The organism is Rahnella sp. AN3-3W3, from assembly GCF_003263545.1.
Lineage (GTDB): Bacteria > Pseudomonadota > Gammaproteobacteria > Enterobacterales > Enterobacteriaceae > Rahnella > Rahnella variigena.
The window spans coordinates 133638-158188 of record NZ_JYDG01000002.1 but is presented as its reverse complement, the minus strand read 5'-3'; the positions used below and the strand labels follow the sequence as shown (position 1 = coordinate 158188).

21 protein-coding genes and 1 pseudogene are annotated in these 24551 nt (G+C 52.7%); 14 read left to right on the top strand and 8 right to left on the bottom strand.

What is annotated here, in order from left to right:
- Window positions 1-106 precede the first annotated feature (106 nt).
- Both rlmB and UC15_RS01690 read left to right on the top strand, forming a co-directional pair.
- On the top strand, window positions 107-850 hold the full coding sequence (rlmB, locus tag UC15_RS01695; RefSeq protein WP_095923693.1) for a 23S rRNA (guanosine(2251)-2'-O)-methyltransferase RlmB: 744 nt from the start codon (window positions 107-109) through the stop codon (window positions 848-850).
- A gap of 136 nt (window positions 851-986) precedes the next feature.
- Entirely contained in the window at window positions 987-2618 is a 1632-nt protein-coding gene (locus tag UC15_RS01690; protein WP_112286824.1) for an isovaleryl-CoA dehydrogenase, read from the top strand.
- Here the strand turns inward: UC15_RS01690 and bsmA are convergent, their stop codons facing one another.
- Both bsmA and UC15_RS01680 read right to left on the bottom strand, forming a co-directional pair.
- Window positions 2619-2930: a biofilm peroxide resistance protein BsmA gene (bsmA, locus tag UC15_RS01685; RefSeq protein ID WP_112286823.1), complete on the bottom strand. Its 312-nt coding sequence runs from the start codon at window positions 2928-2930 to the stop codon at window positions 2619-2621.
- Window positions 2931-3026: 96 nt separating this feature from the next.
- The gene (locus UC15_RS01680; protein ID WP_112286822.1) at window positions 3027-4976 is read right to left on the bottom strand and encodes a methyl-accepting chemotaxis protein; all 1950 of its coding nucleotides are present in this window, start codon (window positions 4974-4976) and stop codon (window positions 3027-3029) included.
- A gap of 279 nt (window positions 4977-5255) precedes the next feature.
- Here UC15_RS01680 and yjfP point away from each other — a divergent pair, with 279 nt between their 5' ends.
- From yjfP to rplI, 5 genes are all read left to right on the top strand, one after another.
- Complete coding sequence (gene yjfP / locus UC15_RS01675) at window positions 5256-6005, top strand: esterase (protein ID WP_112286821.1); 750 nt, start codon at window positions 5256-5258, stop codon at window positions 6003-6005.
- Between the two features lie 150 nt (window positions 6006-6155).
- The gene (rpsF, locus tag UC15_RS01670; protein ID WP_013573776.1) at window positions 6156-6548 is read left to right on the top strand and encodes a 30S ribosomal protein S6; all 393 of its coding nucleotides are present in this window, start codon (window positions 6156-6158) and stop codon (window positions 6546-6548) included.
- 5 nt (window positions 6549-6553) lie between these two features.
- The gene (gene priB, locus UC15_RS01665; protein ID WP_095923688.1) at window positions 6554-6871 is read left to right on the top strand and encodes a primosomal replication protein N; all 318 of its coding nucleotides are present in this window, start codon (window positions 6554-6556) and stop codon (window positions 6869-6871) included.
- 4 nt (window positions 6872-6875) lie between these two features.
- The gene (gene rpsR / locus UC15_RS01660; protein WP_002210155.1) at window positions 6876-7103 is read left to right on the top strand and encodes a 30S ribosomal protein S18; all 228 of its coding nucleotides are present in this window, start codon (window positions 6876-6878) and stop codon (window positions 7101-7103) included.
- A gap of 38 nt (window positions 7104-7141) precedes the next feature.
- On the top strand, window positions 7142-7594 hold the full coding sequence (gene rplI, locus UC15_RS01655; RefSeq protein WP_013573778.1) for a 50S ribosomal protein L9: 453 nt from the start codon (window positions 7142-7144) through the stop codon (window positions 7592-7594).
- 100 nt (window positions 7595-7694) lie between these two features.
- Here rplI and UC15_RS01650 read toward each other — a convergent pair whose 3' ends face one another.
- Window positions 7695-8405 (bottom strand): LysM-like peptidoglycan-binding domain-containing protein, encoded by a 711-nt coding sequence (locus UC15_RS01650; protein ID WP_112286820.1) that lies wholly within the window; start codon window positions 8403-8405, stop codon window positions 7695-7697.
- A gap of 255 nt (window positions 8406-8660) precedes the next feature.
- Here UC15_RS01650 and fklB point away from each other — a divergent pair, with 255 nt between their 5' ends.
- A complete protein-coding gene (fklB, locus tag UC15_RS01645) occupies window positions 8661-9281 on the top strand; it encodes an FKBP-type peptidyl-prolyl cis-trans isomerase (RefSeq protein WP_037034256.1) in 621 nt (206 codons plus the stop codon).
- Window positions 9282-9346: 65 nt separating this feature from the next.
- Here the strand turns inward: fklB and UC15_RS01640 are convergent, their stop codons facing one another.
- Complete coding sequence (locus tag UC15_RS01640; protein ID WP_112286819.1) at window positions 9347-11296, bottom strand: bifunctional 2',3'-cyclic-nucleotide 2'-phosphodiesterase/3'-nucleotidase; 1950 nt, start codon at window positions 11294-11296, stop codon at window positions 9347-9349.
- Between the two features lie 199 nt (window positions 11297-11495).
- Here UC15_RS01640 and cysQ point away from each other — a divergent pair, with 199 nt between their 5' ends.
- Complete coding sequence (cysQ, locus tag UC15_RS01635; protein WP_112286818.1) at window positions 11496-12242, top strand: 3'(2'),5'-bisphosphate nucleotidase CysQ; 747 nt, start codon at window positions 11496-11498, stop codon at window positions 12240-12242.
- 36 nt (window positions 12243-12278) lie between these two features.
- On the opposite strand, the gene UC15_RS01630 is transcribed toward cysQ, so the two are convergent.
- Window positions 12279-12836, bottom strand: a complete 558-nt coding sequence (locus UC15_RS01630; RefSeq protein WP_112286817.1) for a YtfJ family protein — start codon at window positions 12834-12836, stop codon at window positions 12279-12281.
- Window positions 12837-13145: 309 nt separating this feature from the next.
- Between UC15_RS01630 and UC15_RS01625 the strand changes: the two genes are divergently transcribed.
- Window positions 13146-13352, top strand: a complete 207-nt coding sequence (locus tag UC15_RS01625; protein ID WP_013573785.1) for a DUF1107 domain-containing protein — start codon at window positions 13146-13148, stop codon at window positions 13350-13352.
- Window positions 13353-13501: 149 nt separating this feature from the next.
- Here the strand turns inward: UC15_RS01625 and UC15_RS01620 are convergent, their stop codons facing one another.
- On the bottom strand, window positions 13502-14854 hold the full coding sequence (locus UC15_RS01620) for a hemolysin family protein (RefSeq protein WP_112286816.1): 1353 nt from the start codon (window positions 14852-14854) through the stop codon (window positions 13502-13504).
- 228 nt (window positions 14855-15082) lie between these two features.
- Window positions 15083-15719: pseudogene (gene msrA, locus UC15_RS01615) on the bottom strand (peptide-methionine (S)-S-oxide reductase MsrA).
- A gap of 328 nt (window positions 15720-16047) precedes the next feature.
- Between msrA and UC15_RS01610 the strand changes: the two are divergent.
- Genes UC15_RS01610 through UC15_RS01600 form a run of 3 tightly spaced genes read left to right on the top strand, consistent with a single transcriptional unit; the run spans window position 16048 to window position 21924 of the window.
- Window positions 16048-17727, top strand: a complete 1680-nt coding sequence (locus tag UC15_RS01610; protein WP_276320313.1) for an autotransporter assembly complex family protein — start codon at window positions 16048-16050, stop codon at window positions 17725-17727.
- Window positions 17724-21539 (top strand): translocation/assembly module TamB domain-containing protein, encoded by a 3816-nt coding sequence (locus UC15_RS01605; RefSeq protein ID WP_112286814.1) that lies wholly within the window; start codon window positions 17724-17726, stop codon window positions 21537-21539. The genes UC15_RS01610 and UC15_RS01605 overlap by 4 nt, the downstream gene beginning before the upstream one ends.
- A 31-nt stretch (window positions 21540-21570) precedes the next feature.
- Complete coding sequence (locus UC15_RS01600) at window positions 21571-21924, top strand: gamma-glutamylcyclotransferase (RefSeq protein WP_112286813.1); 354 nt, start codon at window positions 21571-21573, stop codon at window positions 21922-21924.
- Window positions 21925-22043: 119 nt separating this feature from the next.
- Here the strand turns inward: UC15_RS01600 and ppa are convergent, their stop codons facing one another.
- A complete protein-coding gene (gene ppa, locus UC15_RS01595) occupies window positions 22044-22574 on the bottom strand; it encodes an inorganic diphosphatase (protein WP_013573791.1) in 531 nt (176 codons plus the stop codon).
- 316 nt (window positions 22575-22890) lie between these two features.
- On the opposite strand from ppa, the gene UC15_RS01590 reads away from it, so the two are divergent.
- A complete protein-coding gene (locus UC15_RS01590) occupies window positions 22891-24462 on the top strand; it encodes a methyl-accepting chemotaxis protein (RefSeq protein ID WP_112286812.1) in 1572 nt (523 codons plus the stop codon).
- The last annotated feature ends 89 nt before the right edge of the window (window positions 24463-24551 follow it).

Sequence of the window (24551 nt, the reverse complement as noted above, 5' to 3'; positions counted from 1 at the left end):
GACTGAGTGCCGCCAACGCATCTGCAGCATGAATGACGAAGGGTATGATAGAATCGCCCGCAATCCCTGTTAACTTGCTGTCCGCAAGTCTATTTTAAAGAGCATCATGAGCGAAATTATCTACGGTATCCATTCCGTTAAAGCCTTACTCGATAACGATCCGCAACGCTTTCTGGAAGTCTTCATCCTGAAAGGTCGCGACGATAAACGCCTGAAACCGCTGATCGACGAGCTGGAAGCCAGCGGTATTGTGATCCAGGTGGCGAGCCGTCAGTGGCTGGATGATAAATCCGAAGGCGCTGTGCATCAGGGCATTATTGCGCGCGTGCGTGAAGGTCGTCAGTATCAGGAAAACGACCTGCCTGCATTACTGGAAAGCCTCGATTGTCCGTTCCTGCTGGTTCTGGACGGCGTCACCGATCCGCATAACCTGGGCGCTTGTCTGCGTACTGCGGATGCAGCCGGTGTTCACGCGGTGATCGTCCCGCGCGACCGTTCTGCCAAACTGAATGCGACCGCCAAAAAAGTCGCCAGCGGCGCAGCTGAAAACGTGCCGTTGATCAACGTGACCAATCTGGCGCGTACTTTGCGCGTGTTGCAGGAACACAATGTCTGGATCGTCGGTACCGCCGGTGAAGCCGATCACGATCTGTTCCAGAGCAAAATGACCGGCCCGATGGCGCTGGTGATGGGCGCAGAGGGCGAAGGTATGCGCCGTCTGACCCGCGAACATTGCGACGAGCTGATCAGTATCCCGATGGCGGGCAGCGTGTCTTCCCTGAACGTTTCTGTCGCGACCGGCGTTTGCCTGTTCGAAGCGGTACGCCAGCGTGGTCTGAAGAAAAGCTGATTTCTGCTTTCTCAGCTGTTGATTAAACGGGAGCCTCAGGGCTCCCGTTTGCATTTCTGCCTTTGTGATCCGCCCGTCTGTTAATTCCCCGATTTTTACCATACTTAGGCCATATCCTTTTAACAGGGAGCAGGCGATGAACTGGGAAACACATCGGGTTTTTAATCAACCCAAACCACTGAGTAACAGTAACTTATTCCTTTCCGATACTCCGCTGCGCGAAGCGGTTTCCCGTCAGCAGGCGGGATGGGATGCTGATGTGCTGGCGTCGCTCGGGCAGCAGTTAGGCTCTGCGGAATCGCTGGAGCTGGGCAGGCTGGCGAATACCAATCCACCGGAGCTTTTACGTTATGACTCCTGCGGTGAGCGTCTGGACGACGTTCGTTTTCATCCCGCCTGGCATCTGCTGATGCAGGGGCTGATCGCCAACCGTGTGCATAATTTGCCGTGGCAGGAAGATGCGCGTATCGGTTCGGCAGTAGCCCGTGCAGCGCGATTTATTCTTCACGGTCAGGTTGAAGCGGGAACGTTATGCCCGGTGACCATGACATTCGGCGCGATCCCGTTGCTGCAAAAAACGCTGCCGCCGGAATTCAGCGGCTGGCTGAAACCGCTGTTATCCGATCGTTATGATCCGCATCTGCAATCCGGCGACCAGAAGAAAGGCGTGCTGATCGGCATGGGCATGACCGAGAAGCAGGGTGGCTCTGATGTCCTCAGCAACACCACGCGGGCGATGGCGCTCGAGGGGCGCGGCAGTGGAAAGCCTTATCATCTGCTCGGCCATAAATGGTTTTTCTCTGTGCCGCAAAGCGACGCGCATCTGGTACTGGCGCAGACTGATGGCGGACTTTCCTGTTTCTTTATGCCGAGAGTTTTGCCAGACGGAACACGCAATGCGATCCGCATTGAGCGGCTGAAAGACAAACTGGGTAACCGTTCGAACGCCAGCAGCGAAGTGGAGTTTCAGAATGCCACCGGCTGGCTGCTGGGCGAAGAGGGCGAGGGCATCCGCCATATCCTGAAAATGGGCGGTCATACGCGCTTTGACTGCGCGCTGGGCAGCCACGCCATGATGCGCCGGGCGTTGTCGGTAGCGCTTTACCACGCCTTCCAGCGGCAGGTTTTTGGTAAACCTCTTATCGAACAACCGCTGATGCGTCAGACGCTGAGCCGGATGGCGCTGTTGCTGGAAGGGCAGACGATGTTGCTGATGCGTCTGGCTGCGGCGTCTGGCGCGCACGATAATCCGGCAGAACAGCTGCTGTGCCGGTTGCTGACACCTGCCGCCAAATTTGAAGTGTGCCGTCAGGGAATGCCGTTTGTGGCTGAGGCGATGGAAGTGCTGGGCGGGATTGGATATTGCGAAGACAGCGAGTTGCCGCGTTTGTATCGTGAAATGCCGGTCAACAGCATCTGGGAAGGCTCGGGGAATGTGATGTGTCTGGATGTGCTGCGCACGTTCAAAAAACTGCCCGCCAGCGGAGAAATGCTGCAACAGGTCTTGTATCAGGCTCGCGGCCAAAACCGTATATTTGACCGCGCCTCCCGTCAGTTTTTACAACGTCTGCGTACAGCGGAAGAAACGCACGGGCGCTGGCTGACCGGTCAGCTGTTCAACCTGATGACGGCAACGCAGATGCTGGAATTTGCTTCGCCACCGGTGGCGGACGCCTGGTGCAGAATGGTGCTCGATCCGCGCGGCGAAACGCAGTTGCCGGAACGTTTGTGCCAGCTGTTGCTTAACCGCGCGATCGGCGCTGAATAATCAACGGTAGAGTGTGGCCTGTGAATACCAGCGGCCGGGAATAATGGTTTCGCTGTTAAACATGATCACGTAGTAATGCGCACCCGCAGCATCGGCGCGGCGCTGAACTTCTGCTTCTGCATCCATCGGGCTGCCAATCACATCGACCGTGATGCTGCCAATTTTGGTGAGTGTGGACGTCTGCGCACGGGTTATTTCCTGCGCTTTGGCTGTCACGGCGGGCGGAGGAACCGGCGTGGTGTGCATCAGGCTACTGCAACCGCTTAACGCAACGAGTAACAGCAAAGCAGCGGAGATTCGGAGGGATTTCATCGTGATATCCGGTAAAAGGGCGATACCCTGAAGTGTAGCCCTTTCACCGGTCTGCTGGCGAGTCCGCGCGGTGTTTATTGCCGCGCAATTCACGGCTTAACGTTCTGAAATTTTAAAGACGCTGACCAGTTTTGAGAGATGTCGCCCTTGTTCGCTGAGCGCCGCGGCAGTCTGCTGTGAGTTTTCGACCAGAGTGGCGTTTTCCTGCGTTGCTTTGCCAATCTGCATAATGGCGATATTCACCTGCGAAATACCGGAAGATTGTTCGTGCGACGCCACATCGATATCGCTCATCAGCACTTTCACCTGACGGATCCCCTGCAATATATTGCTCATATTCGCCTGCGTTTTAGCAGCACTCTGATGCCCGTCTTCGACCTTGCTCAGGGAATCGGCGACCAGATTTTCAATCTCTTTAACCGCATTAGAACTGCGCTGCGCCAGTGCCCGGACTTCCGAGGCGACCACCGCAAAGCCACGACCATGTTCACCGGCTCTGGCGGCTTCTACGGCGGCGTTCAGCGCCAGAATATTGGTCTGGAAGGCGATGCCTTCGATAACTGTGGTGATATCCGCGATGCGCGTTGAGGCGTGCTTAATGGCCTCCATGCTTTCAACCGACTGATTCACCGCATCAGCGCCAACGGTGGCGGCTTTGTCGGTCTGCTGCACCAGCTGCGTCGCCTGCGTGGCGTTATCCGCCGTATTCTGCACAGTAGCGGTGATCTGCTCCATGCTGGCGGACGTTTCTTCCAGGCTGCTGGCCTGCGTGCCGATCTGCTGATTGATCTGCTCGCTGTCGTGCGCCAGTCCTTGCGTGTTGAGCATGATTTCAGACGAAACCTGCCGTACCTCGCCGACAATTTTTTCCAGCCCGTGACCAATACCGTCTATCGCATGCATCAGCGCACCAATTTCATCCACGCGCTGCGTTTGTGCCCGTGCGCGCAGGTCGCCACTGGCATATTGCTGCGCGATACTCACGACGTCGCTGAGCGGCCGGCTGACCAGCTTGCGCGTCAGCCAGATAAACAGCGCGGCGAAACAGGCCAGCGCCAGCAGGCTTATCAGCAGGAAGTGATTACGCGTACTGTTCACCTGCTCCATCAGGCTGTCTTTATCCGTGCTGCCGACTACGACCCAGTGCCACGCGGGAACATTCGCGTAGACCATAAATTGCTGGTGATGAGTGGCCGTGTCAGTGTACTCGCGCTGGCCTTTCGGCTGCGCCATCACCTGTTGCAGTTCGCCTTCAGGCCACGCTGGCGTTTTTCCTTCATCAGTGGAATGCACCAGATATTTACCGAGATCTTTACCGGGTGCGCTGTTGAGCACAAAGAAATAGCCTTTCTCGCCAATGCGTTTGGAGAGGATTTTCTGACGCATGTCGGCATATTCCTGCGTGATATCCACACCCACGAACAAAATCCCAATGACGCTGCCCTGCGCATCGCGCACCGGCTGATATTTGGTGATGTATTTTTTGCCAAACAGCGTTGCCAGCCCGCTGAAAGATTGCCCTGCCATAATTTGCGCATAAGCGGAGCTGGTATTGTCGAGCAGGGTGCCGATAGCGCGGTTGCCGTCTTGTTTTTTCAGCGAAGTCGTCACGCGGATAAAGTCATCGCCGCGGCGTGCAAACACGGTGGAAATTGCGCCGGTGCGGGCCAGAAAGTCATCGGGAATTTTGCTGTCGAGATTCAGCGGCAACCCGCCGGCTTTAATGACCGGTGCCGATTGTTCACCGACCATTACCGGACTGGTGGTATCCAGCTCGAAATCTGACGGCAGGAAATGGCTGAACAAGCGTGTGTAGCTGTCCACTTCGGCATTCAGGCTGGCGTTGTACATTTCAATCATGTCCACCACACCGGTGACCTGCTCAGAAATGGCGTTGACGGCAAGTGTATTCACCTGCCTTCCGGCGGAGTGAGTCAGTGACAAAGTGAAAATAATAAATAACGAGCCGACCAGTAAAGAGGCGATGCTGGCCAGTTTTGCGCCAATGCTCCAGCGGCGAAAGGCGCGTTTTGATGACATTTTCATTAAATTTTTCCGTTAGCTTCTGATAGCGCACTAACGGCGAAAAACAGGAAAGGATTAATGATCAAATGTAACTGGTTATTTCAATAAAAATTGATATGAATCAACGAAATAATATTGAATCTATGAATTTGAATTAAGGCCAGTGGTCCTGAAAATCAGAATTAAACATAACGGGTTATAAATTATACGAAAAAGGGAGTGGTTGCCGGTTTGCAGACCCGTAGAATGTCAGAGCACAGTAACGCCATATATTTTTCTAAATGCGCAGGGGAATTCACGATGGTAGAGATGTACGAAGAAACTGTTGAGGGGATCCAGGTGATCCACGCAGTACCCGCCGGGCAGTATCAGCAACAGCTCCCGACGATTTTTTTCTATCACGGTTTTTTGTCATCCAAAGAAATTTATTCCTATTTCGGTTACACGCTGGCAAAAGCGGGTTTTCGCGTGATCTTGCCTGATGCCTTAATGCATGGTGCCCGCGCAGAAAAAGATGAGGCCAGAACCGTGGCGAATTTCTGGGGCATTTTGCAAAACAACATCGATGAGCTGGCAATACTGAAAGATGTGTTTGTCGGACGCGGTCTGGCAGATCCGCAGCGTTTAGGCGTCGGCGGTGTCTCGATGGGCGGAATGACCACCATGGCTGCGCTGGTGAAATTCCCGTGGGTGAAAGTGGCGGCGAACCTGATGGGCTCAGGTTATTTCGCCCGTCTATCGCACCATCTTTTCCCTGCTTACAACGCCGGGGACATCGTATCACGCGACGTGTTTGAGCGCGAAGTCGCCCCTTTACTCAGTCTGGATATCGGCGGAAAAGCGGCGTTAATCGCCGATGTTCCGTTATTTGTCTGGCATGGCGAAGAAGATGATGTCGTCCCCTTTGCTGAAAGCCAGCGGTTGCGGCAGGAACTGTCAGAAAGCGGCGCTGATGCGAATCTGACCTTTATTTCTGAAGCGGGCGCGAAGCATAAAGTCTCGGTTCATGCGCTGGCGGAAGCCACGGCATTCTTCGCGGCGAAGCTGTAGAGAAATTAATCTGCCTTTCTCCTTGAGTTTCCCACAGGCTGTACATATAATTGCGCGTCATTTTTTCGACCGCACACAAACACGTTCCTTGCTTCCATGGGCCGCGGTTGACCCTGACAGGAGGCTGAATAATCCGTAAGGAGCAATTCGATGCGTCATTACGAAATCGTTTTTATGGTTCACCCTGACCAAAGCGAACAGGTTCCGGGCATGATCGAGCGTTACAGTGCAGTAATCACTAACGCTGCTGGTCAGATTCACCGTCTGGAAGACTGGGGCCGCCGTCAACTGGCTTACCCGATCAACAAACTGCACAAAGCTCACTACGTTCTGCTGAACGTTGAAGCTCCGCAGGAAGCGATCGATGAGCTGGAAACTAACTTCCGCTTCAACGACGCCGTTATCCGTAGCATGGTTATGCGTACTAAACACGCGGTAACTGAAGCATCTCCAATGGTTAAAGCTAAAGACGAGCGCCGTGATCGCCGCGAAGATTTTGCTGAAGCTAACGATGATGCTGAAGCTGGGGATTCTGAAGAGTAATTGCCGTGACGGCGAATCGTCTGGTGTTGTCCGGCACAGTGTGCAAGACACCCATTCGTAAAGTCAGTCCTTCGGGCATTCCACACTGCCAGTTTGTGCTAGAACACAAATCCTCGCAGCAGGAAGCCGGATTTAACCGACAAGCATGGTGCAGAATGCCCGTGGTTGTCAGTGGACAAGCGTCACAAGCATTAACTCACAGTTTAACGGTCGGCACGCAACTCACTGTTACCGGATTCATTAGCTGCCATCAAGGGCGCAATGGACTGAATAAAGTGGTGTTACATGCCGAGCAGATTGATTTGATAGATACTGGAGACTAGCCTAATGGCACGTTATTTCCGTCGTCGCAAGTTCTGCCGTTTCACCGCGGAAGGCGTTGTAGAGATTGATTACAAAGACATCGCTACACTGAAAAACTACATTACCGAAAGCGGTAAAATTGTCCCGAGCCGTATTACCGGTACTCGTGCAAAATACCAGCGTCAGCTCGCTCGTTGCATCAAGCGCGCTCGCTACCTTTCATTGTTGCCATACACTGATCGTCATCAGTAATCGGCACTGTCTATTAACGACTTTGAGAGGATAAAGTAATGCAAGTTATTCTGCTTGATAAAGTAGCAAACCTGGGCAGCCTGGGTGATCAAGTTAACGTTAAAGCGGGCTACGCTCGTAACTTCCTGGTACCACAGGGCAAAGCTGTTCCTGCTACCAAGAAAAACGTTGAGTTCTTCGAAGCGCGTCGTGCAGAACTGGAAGCCAAACTGGCTGACGTTCTGAACGCTGCTGAAGCTCGCGCAACTAAAATCAACGAACTGGGTTCAGTAACCATCGCGTCTAAATCAGGCGACGAAGGCAAACTGTTCGGCTCTATCGGTACTCGCGATATCGCTGATGCAGTAACTGCTGCTGGCGTTGAAGTTGCTAAAAGCGAAGTTCGTTTGCCGAATGGCGTTCTGCGTACCACTGGTGAACACGAAGTTGAGTTCCAGGTACACAGCGACGTATTCGCTAAACTGAACGTAGTTGTGGTTGCTGAAGCGTAATAGCGCTGAAGTAAACCTGTGAAACGCCGGCCATGTGCCGGCGTTTTGCTTTTCTGCGTTTGGGAAAGCGGAAAGGAAAGGTATTGCCTGAAAATCGGGATCAGTTACTGCGCTGGAAACTACCGTCCGGCTGGCGGGTAAATGTCACCGTAACGTTTTGATCGGTTGTCACCTGCAAAGCAGTGACCACGCCCTGTGCATCACGTTGAATTTTCACTTCCTGCCCGGTCTTCAGGGTACTCAGCGGTTTTTCTGCGCCTTCAACCCTTGCCATCGAAAACACATCATTGACCGCCATATTGTTATCGCGGAATAACTGCGCCAGCGTCTGACCGGATTGCACCTGATAACTGCGCCATGCGCCGCTGTTGTCATTACTTTGCGGCGAAACAGGATCCGGCTGTGCCATCTGCGTGGTGCGACCCTGATCGTTACGCAAATCGGCCTGCATCGGGATACTGGTCGGTTGTTGCGGCTGCGCAGGGGCATAGGTATTTTCAGGCGTGTAAGGCCACAGCAGTGCCAGAAGGATCACCAGTACCGCAAGAATAATGCCGCGGCGATGCGCATAAGGCAGTGGCGACATCCACTGGAAATCGTCGCTCAGATGCCAGATTTTATTGAGCAGTGTTTTGCCCCGGCTGACCGCCGGCTTTTCAGTTTCAGCGGTGACGCCGTCCTGAATTTCGCTTTCACTTTCGCTCTTTTCTGACGTGTCTCGCAATGGCCTTTTCATAATGGCAATCCAGGATCTCAACATGGGTTGATAAATACGGATGGCTTTCCTTCTCCTGGGCGGGATTCTGCCCATGACGACCTCTCTTGTTAACTGTCGCAATTTCTACTGGCTGTTGCTGCCTAGTATAGCTGTTTAACTGCTTGATGCGGAAAGGGACAAAGCACAAATATCACCCAAACGATGTGCTAAATGGCGTCAAATGCGAAAAATTTCCCGAAAAGAGGAAGGAACTGCGCCTGCCGTCATGTTGCCTCACAGAGGATTTTACCCAAAAGCCTTGCGCTGCTATGCTGCGCCTTCGACATTTTTAAGAGCTAAGGAAATTTCATGACTACCCCTTCATTTGACAGCGTAGAAGCGCAGGCAAGTTACGGTATCGGCCTGCAGGTCGGTCAACAGTTGCAGGAATCAGGTTTGCAGGGCTTAGAGCCTGACGCACTGCTGGCAGGCTTACGCGACGCGCTGGAAGGGAATACGCCAGCCGTTCCTGTTGATGTGGTTCACCGCGCACTGCGTGAAGTCCACGAACGTGCTGATGCTGTCCGTCGTGAACGTCAGGAAGCTCTGGCTGTTCAGGGTCAGGAATTCCTGGCTGCAAATGCACAGCGCGAAGGCGTGAGCAGCACCGAGTCCGGTCTGCAATTCTCTGTTATCACTCAGGGCGAAGGCACCATCCCGGGCCGTCAGGACCGTGTACGCGTTCACTACACCGGTAAACTGATCGACGGCACCGTGTTCGACAGCTCCGTACAACGTGGCGAACCGGCTGAATTCCCGGTTAACGGCGTGATCGCAGGCTGGATCGAAGCACTGACCCTGATGCCAGTCGGTTCTAAATGGGAGTTGTACATCCCTCATAACCTGGCTTACGGCGAACGTGGTGCGGGTGCCTCCATCCCTCCATACAGCGCGCTTATCTTTGAAGTTGAGCTGCTGGAAATTCTGTAATTCTTTTCAGAATACAGAAACAAGAAAGGGCGCATATGCGCCCTTTTTTACGTCTGAATCTCAGATTATTTTTGTAAATCGACCTGATAAATTTCGAAACCGATGGCATCCGGACCTTTAGCCGTCATCGGATACTGGGCATGGGTTTTGATGAAGTTTGCCGCTTTATCGCCAGGCGATGTTTCGAAACGAATGTCCAGAGGCTGGGATGCTTTAATCGGTGCCAGCTTCCAGTTGTTATCAGCGGTTGGCGTGACTGCGCCCGCTTTTTTCGTTTCGGCACTGATATAGGCCGCGACCACGGAACGGTTTTCATCCGGTGAAGCAAAGGCGATGTGCTTATCGCCGGTGCCCGCGAATTTTCCACCGTACGCGCGGTAGTTATTCGTGGCGACCAGGAAGGTCGCTTTCAGGTCAATCGGCTTACCGTTGTAGGTCAGGTTTTTGATGCGTTCCGCGTCTTTATTAATCAGCGTACATTCACCGTCGAATTTCGCAGGCTGGCTGACATCAATCTGAAAATTCACGCCATCGATGACGTCGAAATTATAGGTACGGAAACCATCCCAGTTAATCAGTGACTGCGGTTTGGTGCTGTTGACGTCAATCTGATTAAACTGGCCGGCGGAGCATTCCAGCCAGTCTTTGACTTCCTGACCGGTGACTTTCATCACCACCAGCGTATTCGGATACAGATACAAATCGGCCGCATTACGGAAAGTCAGTTCGCCTTTTTCTACTTCCACAAAGCTGGCCGGATCGTTTTTACGACCGCCGACTTTAAACGGCGCTGCCGCAGAAAGCACAGGCAAATCGGCTAAATCCGGATCGCCCTGAATGAAATGCTCGGTATAGGCTTTTTGCGCGTTATTGACGATTTGCACCGTCGGATCATCCTGAACCAGCGCCAGATAGCTGTACATGTTGTCGTTAGATTTACCGATCGGCTTGCTGACAAACTCGCGAGTGGCGTCATGTGACGGCGCCAGAACTTTAACTAAGTCCTGATCTTCCACCGCCAGTGATTTCTTCTGCTCTTTGTCGTAAATCGGGCGCGCTTCGGCTTTGGCTGTCTCGACCTTCCAGTTACCACCGTCGTTACTGAGCACCATATCGACGACGCCCAGATGGTCGCCCCACATGCCCGGCATCACGGCAGGAACGCCATTCAGCGTACCTTGTTTTATGTCCGCGCCTTTGATACTGGTGAATTCCTCACTCGGGAAAACGGCGTGCGCATGGCCAAACATAATGGCGTCGATGCCTTTTACCTGGCTCAGGTAATAGACCGAGTTTTCCGCCATGGTTTTGTACGGATCGCCCGACAGGCCGGAGTGCGGAATGGCGACAATAATATCGGCGCCTTGTTTGCGCATTTCCGGTATCCACTTTTTAGCCGTCTCGGTGATATCCGCGACGGTCACTTTGCCCTGCAAATTGGCTTTGTCCCAGACCATGATTTGCGGCGGCACAAAACCGATATAGCCGATGCGCAGATTATGGGTTTTACCGTCGCGGTCTTTGACTGCGTTATCGGTGATCAGGAACGGCGTGAACAGCGGTTTCCCGGTTTTATCATCAATCACGTTGGCGTTCACGTAAGGGAATTTCGCCCCGGCCAGTGCTTTTTTCAGGTAATCCAGGCCATAGTTAAATTCGTGATTGCCCAGGTTACCGACCGCGTAATTCAGCGTATTCATCGCCAGATACACCGGATGAACGTCGCCCTGTTTCAGGCCTTTCGCCGCCATGTAATCGCCCAGCGGGCTGCCCTGAATGATGTCGCCGTTATCGACTAACACTGAGTTGGTGACTTCGTTACGCGCCGCGTGGATCAGGCTGGCGGTGCGAACCAGACCGAATTTATCGGTCGGTTTATCTTTGTAGTAGTCGAAGTCCATCATGTTGCTGTGAAGATCCGTGGTTTCCATGATGCGCAGATCCACCTGTGACGCCTGAACGGATGCCGCCGTCAGTGTCGCCAGCAGGGATAACGTCAGATGACGCTTATTCATTGCCTTGCCTCCAGAGAAAGGGATGATGCCCGGAAAAGAAAAACCGGATATGTATCTCAAAATTTGCTGAGAATGTAATCAGTTGTCATAAATAAATGTGAGATGTAACGGCTTTATGACGCGTTAACATGACGGGATGGCTATTCGCGGCAAAAAAAACTAGGCTTGAGGAATGAGAATCAAAGCACTGAGGTAAAAGATGTTAGAGCAAATTTGTCAGTTAGCGCGCGACGCAGGTGATGCGATCATGGCTGTATACGATGGCGAACAGCCGCTGGATGCGCGTCATAAACAGGATGACTCGCCGGTGACCGCCGCCGATATCGCAGCACACAATGTGATTAAAGCAGGTCTGAAAGCACTGGATCCACAAACGCCGATGCTGTCGGAAGAAGATCCGCAAAGCTGGAGCGAACGCCAAAACTGGACGCGCTACTGGCTGGTCGATCCGCTGGATGGCACCAAAGAATTCCTCAAGCGTAATGGTGAATTCACGGTAAATATCGCGCTGATCGAAGACGGTATTCCGGTGCTGGGTGTGGTGTACGTGCCGGTGACCAAAGTGATGTACAGCGCGGCAGAAGGCAAAGCCTGGAAGGAAGAGCAGGGCGCGCGTCAGCAGATTGAAGTGAAAGAAGCGCACCCGCCGCTGGTAGTGGTCAGCCGTTCGCATTTCAGCAATGACCCTGAATTGCAGGATTACCTCGCACAGCTTGGTGAGCATCAGACGGTAGCGATTGGTTCATCGCTGAAATTCTGTCTGGTCGCAGAAGGCGCGGCGCAACTTTATCCGCGCTTCGGGCCAACCAACATCTGGGATACCGGAGCAGGGCACGCGGTTGCGCTGGCGGCAGGCGCACAGGTGCATGACTGGAAAGGTCAGACGCTGACCTACACCCCGCGTGAATCCTTCCTCAATCCGGGCTTCCGCGTCTCTTTATTCTGATGTCATCCCCGGTTTTGCGACCGGGGATTTCGCGTTTTATTCTTTGACCAGCTTATCTACCAGCGTAATCACCTGCTGAACTTCCTGCGGTGACAACTGGCCATCTTTGGCGAATTTAATTACCCCGTTTTTATCCAGCACCACCACCGCTGAACTTTCCGGTTGCAGTTCCCAGGCCTTTTTTACCGTGCCGTTGCTGTCGACAATTATCTGCGACCACGGGAATTCACGTTTGCCGCTTTCAATGCTTTTACGCACAAACATGCCGGTGCCGATAATGGCGTCGTCGGTATTAATGATGGTGGTCGTTTGATAACTATCATGCGGCAAATTTGCGGCTCTGATGGCGGTGATCAGCGGTTCATTCAACGCCTTGGCGCTGCTTCTGCCCGCCATGTGCTGCACGATACGCACTTTTCCCGGCAGCTTCGCGCTGTTCCATTTGTTGTAACTGAAGGTGTCATTAACGTCATTCAGTTCGCCTTTGTCGTCTACGCCAACCGGAGCCAGGCGCTGGCCGACGGTAAAATTGTGGGCGGAAGCGAAAAACGAAAATGTCACAAAAGTGATCACAAAAAGACTTCTTAAAAGCATAGATTCTCCGGGGCACAAATGAACGGTTCAGCCAATCATAGGACCGCTGAAGTGGTCTGTCCTGTTGGGATGTTAAAATTGTGTTGCTGGTTACAAAATTGCCACATAAAGCAGGGTTATACTGCTACAGAACGTCAAGACTTAAGACAATACTGAAAAGCAATGTAAAAGCAGTTAAATCCACTGGCAATACCTGACTGCCCTGCTATGTTATAAGTCTCTTCACTGCACTCCACTTTTTGGTCCCGGTATCTGTCGCCTTGCGACGTGGCCGGTACATGCAGTGATTTAACGGAGTAAAAGAGAAAAATGAGAATCTTCCAGCGTTACAATCCGATGAAAGTCGCAAAGTACGTTAAGACACTGTTTCGTGGACGTTTGTATATCAAGGACGTCGGCGCATTTGAATTCGACCAAGGCAAAATCCTGTTGCCAAAGGTACGCGATAAGCGCCACTTTAGCGTGATGTCTGAAGTTAACCGGCAGGTTACGCATTTACAGGCAGAAATGGGTTAAACGCCCTGCGCGTTGTCGCTGCCACTTTGCAGCTTGCGCAAAAAAAACGGCCCCGATGGGGCCGTTAGTGTTTTCAGAATCCGGGACTTTTTACTGAAGATCTGTTTACAAGATCTGTGTACTGAAGAGCCGCTTACCGGGGAACCCGATTACTGAGCCTGAGCCTTCTGCTCATCTTTAATTTCTTGCGGCGTTTTCGGCAGCAATGGTGTTGCAGGCTGATCGACAATTCGCGTGACCAGTAGCTGATCAATCTTATAGCTGTCGATATCCACCACTTCAAATTTGTAGCCGGAGAATTTCACGAAGTCCGTACGTTTCGGGATTTTACGCAACATAAACATCATGAAGCCGCCGATGGTTTCGTAGTTGCCGGACTGCGGGAATTCTTCGATATGCAGCACGCGCATCACGTCTTCGATTGGCGTACCGCCTTCAATCAGCCATGAATGCTCGTCACGTGCCACAATCTGTTCTTCCATACCCTGACCGACCAGGTCGCCCATCAGCGTCGTCATCACGTCATTGAGCGTGATAATACCGACCACCAGCGCATATTCGTTCAGGATAACGGCAAAGTCTTCGCCCGCGGCTTTGAAGCTTTCCAGCGCTTCAGAAAGCGTCAGCGTATCCGGCACGATCAGCGCGTTGCGGATTTGCACGCCGCTGCTCAGCATTAAACTCTGATTGCCCAGCACGCGGTTCAGTAAGTCTTTGGAATCGACATACCCGACCACCTGGTCAATATGACCGTCACACACCAGAAATTTCGAATGCGGATGGGTGGCGATTTTCTCTTTGATGCTTTCTTCGCTTTCCCGCAGATCAAAATAAATCACACTTTCACGCGAGGTCATGGAAGAAGGGACGGTACGCGATTCGAGTTCGAATACGTTTTCAATCAGTTCATGTTCCTGCTTACGCAGTACGCCCGCCAGCGCGCCGGCTTCAAACACGGCGTAGATGTCGTCAGACGTAATGTCGTCATTACGTACCATCGGCAGTTTGAACAGGCGGAAAATCATGTTCGCCATACCGTTGAAGAACCACACCATCGGGCGGCAAATCATCAGGCAGAAACGCATCGGGTTGACTATACGAACGGCAACCGTCTCAGGTGAAATCATACCGATGCGCTTCGGTGTGAGGTCAGCAAACAGAATGAACAGACTGGTGACCAGAACGAAGGAACAGATAAAACTGACTTGATCCGCCATTTCAGGCGACATAAAGCGAATAAAGAACGTCTGGAACGCAGGGGAGAATGCAGCATCACCTACGATACCCCCGAGGATGGCGACGGCATTCAGGCCAATCTGCACCACGGTAAAGAACAGGCCAGGCGTTTCCTGTAATTTCATTACGCGGGAGGCATTGACGTTTCCTTCGTCTGCCAACTGTTTAAGCTTTATTTTGCGGGAAGCGGCCAGCGATATCTCAGACAGCGAGAAAAAGGCACTGATCGCGATAAGGAGAAGAATCAGTAAAATACTGTTTAACATAATCTATCCGTTTAACACCGGGCTGAACCGGCAGGGAAAGGCACTCATTATTTTTGTTGCTTAAATGAACATCATTTTATTAGAACGACTAAAAAGCTGTTCAGAAGAAAAAAGCGTAAGGATGAAAAACAAAGATAATTGCCAGAAAATAGTTTTAAAGGGCCACATTTGTGACCCGCATAGTATAGCAGCAGCACTGAGACTGCGCCAGCGCTTAAAAATCCCGCATTATTGAGGTGGCAGACAGACGCCAATCCCGCCTAAACCGCAGTAACCTTCCGGGTTTTTTAAACAGGTATTGCTGATGTTCGTCCTCAGCATAATAGAACGGCAGGGCTTCGGTGATTTCCGTGGTGATGGTGCGCTTATCGTTCGCTTCGTCCATCGCCTGCTGGAAACTCGCCAGACTGGCCAGCGCCTGATCTTGCTGCTCTGCGCTCAGTACGTACAACCCTGAGCGATATTGCGTGCCGATATCCCCGCCCTGGCGCATGCCCTGAGCCGGATCGTGGTTTTCCCAAAAAATCTGCAACAGCTTCGCATAACTGATCACCGCCGGATCAAACACCACGCGCACCACTTCCGCATGAGCGGTCTGGCCGGTACACACTTCGCGGTAGGTCGGATTAGGGGTGAAACCGCCGCTGTAACCGGCTGCTGTGCTGTAAACCCCTTCCTGTTGCCAGAACAAACGCTCTACGCCCCAGAAGCAGCCCATCGCAAAAATAGCGACTTCCATGTTGTCAGGAACATGCGTCATTGAATGTTCATTTACTGCATGAATAGTTGCCACTGGCATCGGGGTTGTACGGCCAGGTAACGCGTCTGCCTGCGTGACAGGCTGCGTTTTATCGGAAAGTTGCACCACGGAAAACTCCAGTTGTTGCTTAAATGAACAAGGTTTGTAACAAAGCGGCCTTAAGAATAACCATGACCAACAGGCCAGTGTTAGTTGTATCTGATTGCGTCTTTGCACACAATACGGGGAACGTTGCTTCGTCGTTGAACATTTTCAGGGGATTAGCACTAAACTGCTTTCATCTGAGCTTCTGAAGATGAATCTGCCAAAGACGAGCAGATATTCTCCGGCGGGCATCTGATATTTTAACAGGACAGTAAAATTAGCAGGAGTGCGTGTGCCACGATATCGTGAACTGGGTTTGTTATTAGTACTGCTGGCCCCCTCACTTTCCATGGCAGCGAAGGTGCGTTTGCAGCTGGAAGGCCTGGATGGCGATTTGGAAAAGAACGTCCGCGTTCGTTTATCTTCGATTCAAAGCGATGAAGTCGGCGCTAATGGCCGGTTCCGTGCGCGTGTCAGTGCGGCGATCCAGCAGGGATTACGGCCGCTGGGCTATTATTCCCCGACGATCGATTTTGATTATCGCGAGACACCCCCGCCGGGGCGTCCGGTTCTGATTGCCAAAGTCACGCCGGGAACACCGGTGAAAATCGCCGGTACCAGCGTGGTGATTGAAGGGCAGGCGGATAAAGATAATGAATTCGAACAGCTTAAAAAGCGTGATGTGCCTGCGGTCGGGACGATTTTAAACCACGGGACTTACGACAATTTTAAAAGCTCGCTGACCGGGATTGCGCTGCGTAAAGGCTATTTTGATGCCAACATGCGCAAGAGCCAGCTGGGCGTGATTGAAGATGAACATAAAGCGTTCTGGGATATTCAGTTCGACAGCGGCGAGCGTTACCACTTCGGCGACGTCCATTATCAGGGATCACAGATCCGCGACGAGTATCTGCAAAATCTGGTGCCATTCCATAAGGGTGATTATTACACCACGGCGCAACTGGCTGAGCTTAACCGCCGCCTGTCCGCAACTGGCTGGTTTAACTCTGTGGTCGTGTCTCCAGATTTTACTGATGCCAAAGCCACAAAAACCTTGCCGCTCAACGCGGTGGTGTCGCCGCGTACCGAAAATACCATTGAAACCGGTGTCGGTTACTCCACGGATATTGGCCCGCGCGTAACGGCCAACTGGAAAAAGCCATGGGTGAACGATCGGGGTCAGAGTTTTGAAACCTCGACCACGCTGTCTGGTCCTGAGCAGTCTTTAGATCTCAGTTATAAAATTCCGCTGCTTAAATCGCCGCTGGAGCAATATTACCTGGTGCAGGGCGGCTTCAAACGCGAAGATCTCAACGATACCAACTCGGATTCTACTACGGTGAATGTGGCGCGTTATTGGGATCTCTCAAGCGGCTGGCAGCATGCAGTGAACCTGCGCTGGAGCCTCGACCACTTTACGCAGGGTAGCGTGACCAACACCACCATGCTGATTTATCCGGGTGTGAGCCTCAACCGTACGCGTCAGCGCGGCGGCCTGATGCCGACCTGGGGCGATTCTCAGCGTTATTCTCTCGATGTGTCTGATACCACGTGGGGATCTGACGTCGATTTCGCCGTGATTCAGGCGCAAAACGTTTGGATCCGCACACTGGCGGATAAACACCGCTTTGTGTTCCGCGGCAATCTCGGCTGGATTGAAACCAATGACTTCGAGCGCGTGCCGCCATCCCTGCGTTTCTTCGCCGGGGGTGACCGCAGTATTCGCGGCTACAAATACAAATCCATTTCCCCGCGTGATGATGAAGGCAAGCTGACCGGTGCGTCCTATCTGGGTACCGGTTCGGTGGAATACCAATACAACGTGACCGGAAAATGGTGGGGCGCGGTGTTTGTCGATTCCGGCGAAGCGGTTAACGACATCACACAAAACGATTTCAAAACCGGCGCGGGTGTGGGTGTGCGCTGGGCTTCACCGATAGGCCCGGTGAAATTAGATGTTGCCGCACCTGTCGGCGACAAAGATGAGCATGGATTGCAGTTTTACATCGGCTTGGGTCCGGAATTATGAGTTTATTTAAGAAAATCTGTCTGGGTTTCCTGATCTTCCTGGTGCTGTTAATCAGCCTGGTGGCTTTCCTTGTCGGGACGCAAACCGGTCTGCATCTGATGATCAACGGCGCGAACCGCTTTGTGCCAGGGCTGAACATCGCCAGCACGGAAGGCGGCTGGCGCGATCTGACGCTCAAAGGCGTGCATTACGAAATGCCGGGCGTGGATGTGAAAGCCGGAGAGTTCCACCTTTCCCTCGATTTCTCGTGTCTCAAAAACAGTGCGCTGTGCGTCAATGCGTTGCGGGTAAAAGACGTCAACGTGGTGGTGAACACCAAAGAGATGACGCCCGCTGCGGCTCAACCGGAGCCGGAAACCAGCGAGCCACTGACCAATCTCAGCACACCGTATCCCATCACTCTCCGTCTGCTGACGCTGGATAATATTAATATCACGCTGGATGATCGGGCGATTTCGCTGGCGTCATTCCGCACCGGCGCACACTGGGAAGGCCGTGCCATTCAGCTGATGCCAACACGTATCGGCGGATTACTGATTGCGTTGCCAAAAACACCGGTCAACCCGTTACCGGAAGTGGTGCAGGCCGCGCAGGACAAAGCCGTGGAGAAAGCGACGGGCAAACCGGCTGAGCCGCCGGTGGTGGTGCCGGAGAAACCGCTGGGTGAAGCATTGCAGGAGATGTTTGCCAAACCGCTGCTGCCTGATTTACCCGATTTCCGTTTGCCGGTCGATCTGGATATTCAGCAAATCCTCGGTGAAAACTTGCGGCTGACCGGTGATACCGATGTGCTGATCACCCGTTTTGAACTGAAGGCCAGCACGCAGGATCAGCAGGTTAAGCTGGATAAACTGATGGTGCGCTCTGCTCAGGGTTCTGTCGATGGCACGGGGCAGGCGACGCTTAATCAAAACTGGCCGGTGGATCTGACGATTAACACCGCAGTGAATATCGACCCGCTGAAGGGTGAGAAGATCAAACTGAAAGTGGGTGGCGGATTACGCGACAAACTGGATGTCGGCCTGAATCTTTCCGGCCCGGTGCGTGCGCAGCTGGCGCTGGAAACGCAACTGGCAGAAGCCGGTCTGCCACTGGATCTGAAACTCACCAGCGACGCGCTGCAATGGCCGCTGACCGGCACACCGCAGTATCAGGTTAAAGGCTTCAAACTTAATTTCAGCGGTAAAGCGACCGATTATGCGCTTTCGCTGCGTTCAGATTTCAAAGGTGATCAGATCCCACCCGCCACACTGACACTCGACGGTAAAGGCAATGTTGAGCAGTTCAAACTGACGCTGCTGCGCCTTGCGGCGCTGGAAGGGAATACCGATTTGACCGGTGTGGTGGACTGGAGTAAAGCCATCAGCTGGAACAGTGAACTGAAGCTGACCGGCATCAACACCGCGAAACAGTATCCGGACTGGCCGGCGAAGTTGCAGGGCAAAATCACCACACGCGGCAGTCTGTATGGCGGCACGTGGCAGATGCAGGTGCCGGTGCTGGATCTGACCGGGAACGTCAAGCAAAACGCCGTGAAGGCGCAAGGTAACGTGCGCGGAAACAGTTACGGGCAGTGGGATATTCCGCAACTGCACCTTGAACTGGGGCGCAATAATCTGGATGTGAAGGGCACGCTCGGCGACACCTGGAACCTCGACGCCAAAGTGGATGCGCCACATCTTGACGGCGCACTGCCGGGACTGGGCGGCGTGGTGAAAGGGATGTTGCAGCTGCGCGGTGATCTTAAAGCACCGAAGCTGCTTGCGGATCTGACCGCCACCGGCCTGAAGTGGCAGGCACTGACGGTGCGTCGCGTGGATATCAAAGGCGACGTCAGCTCAACCGATCAGATCCAGGGCAATCTTGCCGTTCGCGTTCAGCAACTTAAACAGGATGCGCTGGATATCACCGATATTAATCTCGATGCCAAAGGTAACGAGAAACAGCATCAGCTGACGCTGAAAGTCGACGGTAAACCGGTGTCCGGTCGCCTGGCGTTAAGCGGCAGTTTTGACCGTGCAACCGAAGAGTGGAAAGGCAGTATCACCAATACGTTATTTGATACGCCGGTCGGGCAGTGGCGCCTCAACCGTTCTATTGCGCTGGATTACTTCAACAAAGAACAACGCATCACTGTCGGCCCTCATTGCTGGCAAAACCCGAATGCGGATTTGTGTGTGCCGAAAACCATTGATGCCGGTGCCAGCGGGCAGGCGAGCGTTGTGCTCAACCGCTTTGATCTGGCGATGGTCAAACCTTTCCTCACCGATGATACGCAGCTGAACGGTGTGTTCAGCGGTAAAGCGGATGTGAGCTGGAAAGCCGAGGGCGGTCTGCCACAGGCCAGCGTCTCACTGGTGGGTAAAGGCGTGAAGGTTCAGCAACTGGTGCAGGGCAGTCCGCTGCCTGTCGCCTTCGACACGCTGAACCTGAGTGCCGGGCTGAATAATGGCCGTGCGAATCTCGACTGGTTAATCAGGATAACCAATAACGGCCAGCTGGATGGCAGCATTCAGATTGCCGATCCGCAGGGTAAACGTAATCTTAGCGGCAATGTGAATATCGCCCGCATTTCCATGGCCTTACTGCAACCGGCGCTGATGGACGGCGAAAAAGCGTCGGGTATTCTGAATGCCAATCTGCGGCTCGGCGGGAATGCACAGAAACCGCTGGTGTTCGGCAAGCTGGCGCTGACCGGTGTCGATTTCGACGCGCAGTTTATGCCGTTTGATATCACTGACGCCAATATCGGCATTAATTTCAACGGCATGTCATCCATCATGGAAGGGGTGATTAAAACCGCGCAGGGCCAGCTGGAACTGAACGGTAACGCCGACTGGAGTGAGCTTAATGCCTGGCGGGCGCGTATTGCGGCGCGGGGCAACAAAGTACGTGTTTCGGTGCCGCCGATGGTGCGTCTGGACGTTTCACCGGATTTAGTGTTTGATGCCACACCGCAGCTGTTCTCGCTTAACGGAACCGTTGATATTCCGTGGGCGCGCATTACGGTGCAGGAATTGCCGGAAAGCGCGGTCGGGGTTTCATCGGATGAAGTGATGCTTAACGATCAGCGTCAGCCGATTGCGCCAAAGTCAGCGTCTATTCCGATCAACAGCAACCTGATGGTGAACATTGGGAAAGATGTTCGCCTCGATGCATTCGGTCTGAAAGCGCGTCTTGAAGGCGCACTTAAAGTGGCGCAGGACAGTCGCGGTCTGGGGCTGAACGGACAAATTAATATTCCGTCCGGGCGCTTCCACGCTTACGGGCAAGACTTGATTGTGCGTAAAGGCCAGATGCTGTTCTCCGGACCGGCGGATCAACCGTTGCTGAATCTGGAGGCGATCCGTAACCCGGAAGCGACAGAGAACGACGTGGTGGCGGGGTTGAGGGTTACAGGTGAGGCTGATGCGCCTAAACTTGAAATATTCTCAGATCCGGCGATGTCGCAGCAGGAAGCCTTGTCCTACCTGCTTCGCGGGCAGGGATTAGACAATTCTGGCGGTGACAGTGGCGCAATGACCTCCGCTCTTATCGGGTTAGGGGTTGCGCAAAGTGGTAAACTTGTGGGTAAAATCGGCGAGGCATTCGGTGTGAGCAATCTGGCGCTGGATACTCAGGGCGTAGGAGACAGTTCTCAGGTCGTGGTCAGTGGTTATGTTTTACCAGGATTACAGGTGAAATATGGTGTTGGAATATTCGACTCACTGGCGACTCTGACTCTGCGCTACCGGTTGATGCCAAAGCTTTACCTGCAGGCTGTATCAGGCATCGATCAGGCATTGGATTTGCTCTATCAGTTTGAGTTTTAATTCATGTGACTTTTACTATACGAATATAAACATGCGAATAATTGTTTACGGTAGTCTGCGACGCAAGCAAGGCAACAGTCATTGGATGACGAATGCTCAATGGTTGGGTGACCATGAGCTGGAAGGGTATGCCCTGTATAATCTGGGCCACTATCCTGCTGTTATACCAGGGGAAGGCAAAGTCTATTGCGAAGTTTACCGCATTACCTCGTCAATACTGGCGGAGTTGGATGAGCTTAAAAGTAACACCAAGGATTACCGTCGTGAGCTGATCTCGACACCGTATGGCAGCGCCTGGATTTACCTCTACATTCGCTCACTGGATGGTGTGCCGAGAATAGCAGGTGGAGACTGGGTGAAGCGTAACGAAGCGGTCAGTGAATGATCTGAGCAAGGTCGTTTAAAAAAATAATCGTTGTCTGACAACGTTTACTACATAAAAAAACACCGCCATCTGGCGGTGTTTTTTTCTTTTAAACGGCAGTTATTCAAACAGCTGAAAGCTTATTTGTTTTTAGCGCGTTCGAAAGAAGTCACGATTTCAGCTTTTGCTGCAGCAGCGTCAGCCCAACCGTCAACTTTTACCCATTTGCCTTTTTCCAGCGCTTTGTATTGCTCGAAGAAGTGGGTGATCTGGCCGCGCAGCAGTTCTGGCAGGTCGTTCACATCTTTGATGTGATCGTATTCTTTGCTCAGTTTGGTGTGCGGAACCGCAACCAGTTTCGCATCTTCACCAGCTTCGTCGGTCATTTTCAGCATACCGACAGGGCGGCAGCGGATCACAGAACCTGGTTGCAGCGGGTATGGCGTTGGAACCAGAACGTCAACCGGGTCGCCATCCAGAGACAGAGTGTGGTTGATGTAACCGTAGTTGCACGGATAGAACATCGCAGTTGACATGAAACGGTCTACAAACAGCGCGCCGGTATCTTTATCCACTTCGTACTTGATTGGATCTGCGTTTGCAGGGATTTCGATAACGACATAGATATCTTCTGGCAGTTCTTTGCCCGCCGGGACATTCAGTAAGCTCATTGTTGGTTTCCTTCGTTGAACCAGGAATAGAGTGCCGCACATTATAGCCAACTCTCCCGCGATTTCCCGCCCTTTTCGTCAGAACCTCTTAGCGCTTTTTCCGGCACGACCTGCTGCTGAAGGTCGTCAAAATCCTCAGCGGTGGCAGTAAAATTTACTCATCCGACGCTTTACCGTGTAACTGCCTGTTTTTACTTTTCTTATCAAGAAATTCAGTCCGTTGCCGATAACAATATTCAAACAAAAAATCAGGAATCACCTGATCCCTACCTCACCGGAAGTATCTCTTTTCACCTGAATGGCTGGATAACATCGTATGTTGAATAAGTTGAGCGTAAAAGCCGGTCTGATCGGTTTGCTGGTATTTATGACGTTGATTTTACTGCTGGTTAGCGTGCTGGGTGCCAATGCTATCAGGCAGAGTGCGACTTCCCTGCAAAAGATTAATCAGCTTCAGGGTGATGAACTTGGTTCACTGGCCGACAGCTACAGTTTCTCACTGCGCACGCGCGTCGCCAGCGGTGTGGCCGTACGCCAGCTGGAAATCGGCATGATGGATGATGCCAAAACGACTGCCGATCGCATTGCCGGTTATATCAAACAGGCTGATACCGATCTGGCAAAATTTGTCAGCATTCAGGATGAAACTCAGCAGGGCAGAGATTTATCCGACGCCGTGAAGAAAACCTACGACGCGTATAAAGCTAACGGTTTAGTCCCGATTCTGGCCGCGCTTCAGGCGCAAAGCGCAGACGGTTATTACGATGTGCTGGAAAATAAAATCACGCCTTACAGCAATGCTTACGACAAAGCGCTGGCAGATTTTCGTGCTTATGCGGTCGATAACACCAGCAAGCGCATCGAACAGGCTCGTGCCAATGCACGTATCCAGCTGACGGTGATCGTTGCGGCTTTCGTCATTGCGCTAACGATCGCAGTGCTGGCGTGGTTTGCCTTGCAGAAAATCATCATGCATCCGCTGAATTTCTCTATCGCTCAGCTGGAATTTATCGCCAAAGGCGACTTGACTCATGAGATTGATGATTCCCGCAATAATGAGATGGGGCGTTTGCTGAAAGCGATGAAACAAATGCAGGACTCTCTGGTTGAGTCGGTCGGTCGCGTGCGCGATGCCGGAAATCAGATTGATGTTGGTTCCCGCGAACTGGCTGCCGGTAACGTGCATCTGGCGCAGCGCACGGAAGAATCCGCTGCGTCGCTGGAGGAAACCGCAGCAAGTATGGAACAGCTGACATCCACCGTGCGTATGAATGCCGCGAATTCCGAACAGGCGAATCAGCTGGCGCAAAGCGTTTCGGTTATTGCCGGTAAGGGCAGCGAAGTCGTGCATCAGGTCATGGATAAAATGCAGGGCATTACCGACAGCTCGAAACGCATTGGCGATATTATTACTGTTATTGACGGCATCGCATTCCAGACCAATATTCTGGCGCTGAATGCCGCGGTCGAAGCGGCGCGTGCGGGTGAACAGGGGCGTGGTTTTGCCGTGGTAGCCGGTGAAGTGCGCAGCCTGGCGCAACGCAGTGCGCAATCTGCTAAAGAAATCAAAGAGCTGATTGTTGACTCTGAAAGCCGCGTTTCTGAGGGTTCGGATATGGTGAAATCAGCCGCCGATACGATGCTGGAAATTTCCAGCGAAGTGACCCGCGTGACCAGTCTGATGCGCGAAATATCTATCGCAACCACCGAGCAGACTCATGGCATCGAACAGGTGAACGTGGCGATTACCCAAATGGATCAGGTGGCGCAGCAGAATGCGGCACTGGTAGAGCAGGCGACAGCGGCCACGCGTTCTCTGGAAGAACAGGCGCAGTTGCTGGCTGAAAGCATGGCGGTATTTAAGCTGAACCGGGCAGGTCAGTTCTGATTTCTGGCCGTCGGGCTGAATAAAGAAAAGGTGGCTGAAAAGCCACCTTTTTACATTCTGGAGTATTGCTAAGTTACAGAGATATCACG

Bases quoted from the DNA above. Each gene is read 5' to 3' on its own strand.
- ppa (WP_013573791.1), bottom strand. From the start codon at position 22,574: ATGAGCTTACTGAATGTCCCGGCGGGCAAAGAACTGCCAGAAGATATC.
- UC15_RS01625 (WP_013573785.1), top strand. From the start codon at position 13,146: ATGAGAATCTTCCAGCGTTACAATCCGATGAAAGTCGCAAAGTACGTT.
- fklB (WP_037034256.1), top strand. From the start codon at position 8,661: ATGACTACCCCTTCATTTGACAGCGTAGAAGCGCAGGCAAGTTACGGT.
- rpsR (WP_002210155.1), top strand. From the start codon at position 6,876: ATGGCACGTTATTTCCGTCGTCGCAAGTTCTGCCGTTTCACCGCGGAA.
- rplI (WP_013573778.1), top strand. From the start codon at position 7,142: ATGCAAGTTATTCTGCTTGATAAAGTAGCAAACCTGGGCAGCCTGGGT.
- UC15_RS01630 (WP_112286817.1), bottom strand. From the start codon at position 12,836: ATGCTTTTAAGAAGTCTTTTTGTGATCACTTTTGTGACATTTTCGTTT.
- UC15_RS01600 (WP_112286813.1), top strand. From the start codon at position 21,571: ATGCGAATAATTGTTTACGGTAGTCTGCGACGCAAGCAAGGCAACAGT.
- UC15_RS01590 (WP_112286812.1), top strand. From the start codon at position 22,891: ATGTTGAATAAGTTGAGCGTAAAAGCCGGTCTGATCGGTTTGCTGGTA.
- UC15_RS01680 (WP_112286822.1), bottom strand. From the start codon at position 4,976: ATGAAAATGTCATCAAAACGCGCCTTTCGCCGCTGGAGCATTGGCGCA.
- cysQ (WP_112286818.1), top strand. From the start codon at position 11,496: ATGTTAGAGCAAATTTGTCAGTTAGCGCGCGACGCAGGTGATGCGATC.
- UC15_RS01620 (WP_112286816.1), bottom strand. From the start codon at position 14,854: ATGTTAAACAGTATTTTACTGATTCTTCTCCTTATCGCGATCAGTGCC.
- UC15_RS01610 (WP_276320313.1), top strand. From the start codon at position 16,048: ATGGCAGCGAAGGTGCGTTTGCAGCTGGAAGGCCTGGATGGCGATTTG.
- bsmA (WP_112286823.1), bottom strand. From the start codon at position 2,930: ATGAAATCCCTCCGAATCTCCGCTGCTTTGCTGTTACTCGTTGCGTTA.
- UC15_RS01650 (WP_112286820.1), bottom strand. From the start codon at position 8,405: ATGGGCAGAATCCCGCCCAGGAGAAGGAAAGCCATCCGTATTTATCAA.
- UC15_RS01690 (WP_112286824.1), top strand. From the start codon at position 987: ATGAACTGGGAAACACATCGGGTTTTTAATCAACCCAAACCACTGAGT.
- UC15_RS01605 (WP_112286814.1), top strand. From the start codon at position 17,724: ATGAGTTTATTTAAGAAAATCTGTCTGGGTTTCCTGATCTTCCTGGTG.
- rlmB (WP_095923693.1), top strand. From the start codon at position 107: ATGAGCGAAATTATCTACGGTATCCATTCCGTTAAAGCCTTACTCGAT.
- yjfP (WP_112286821.1), top strand. From the start codon at position 5,256: ATGGTAGAGATGTACGAAGAAACTGTTGAGGGGATCCAGGTGATCCAC.
- rpsF (WP_013573776.1), top strand. From the start codon at position 6,156: ATGCGTCATTACGAAATCGTTTTTATGGTTCACCCTGACCAAAGCGAA.
- UC15_RS01640 (WP_112286819.1), bottom strand. From the start codon at position 11,296: ATGAATAAGCGTCATCTGACGTTATCCCTGCTGGCGACACTGACGGCG.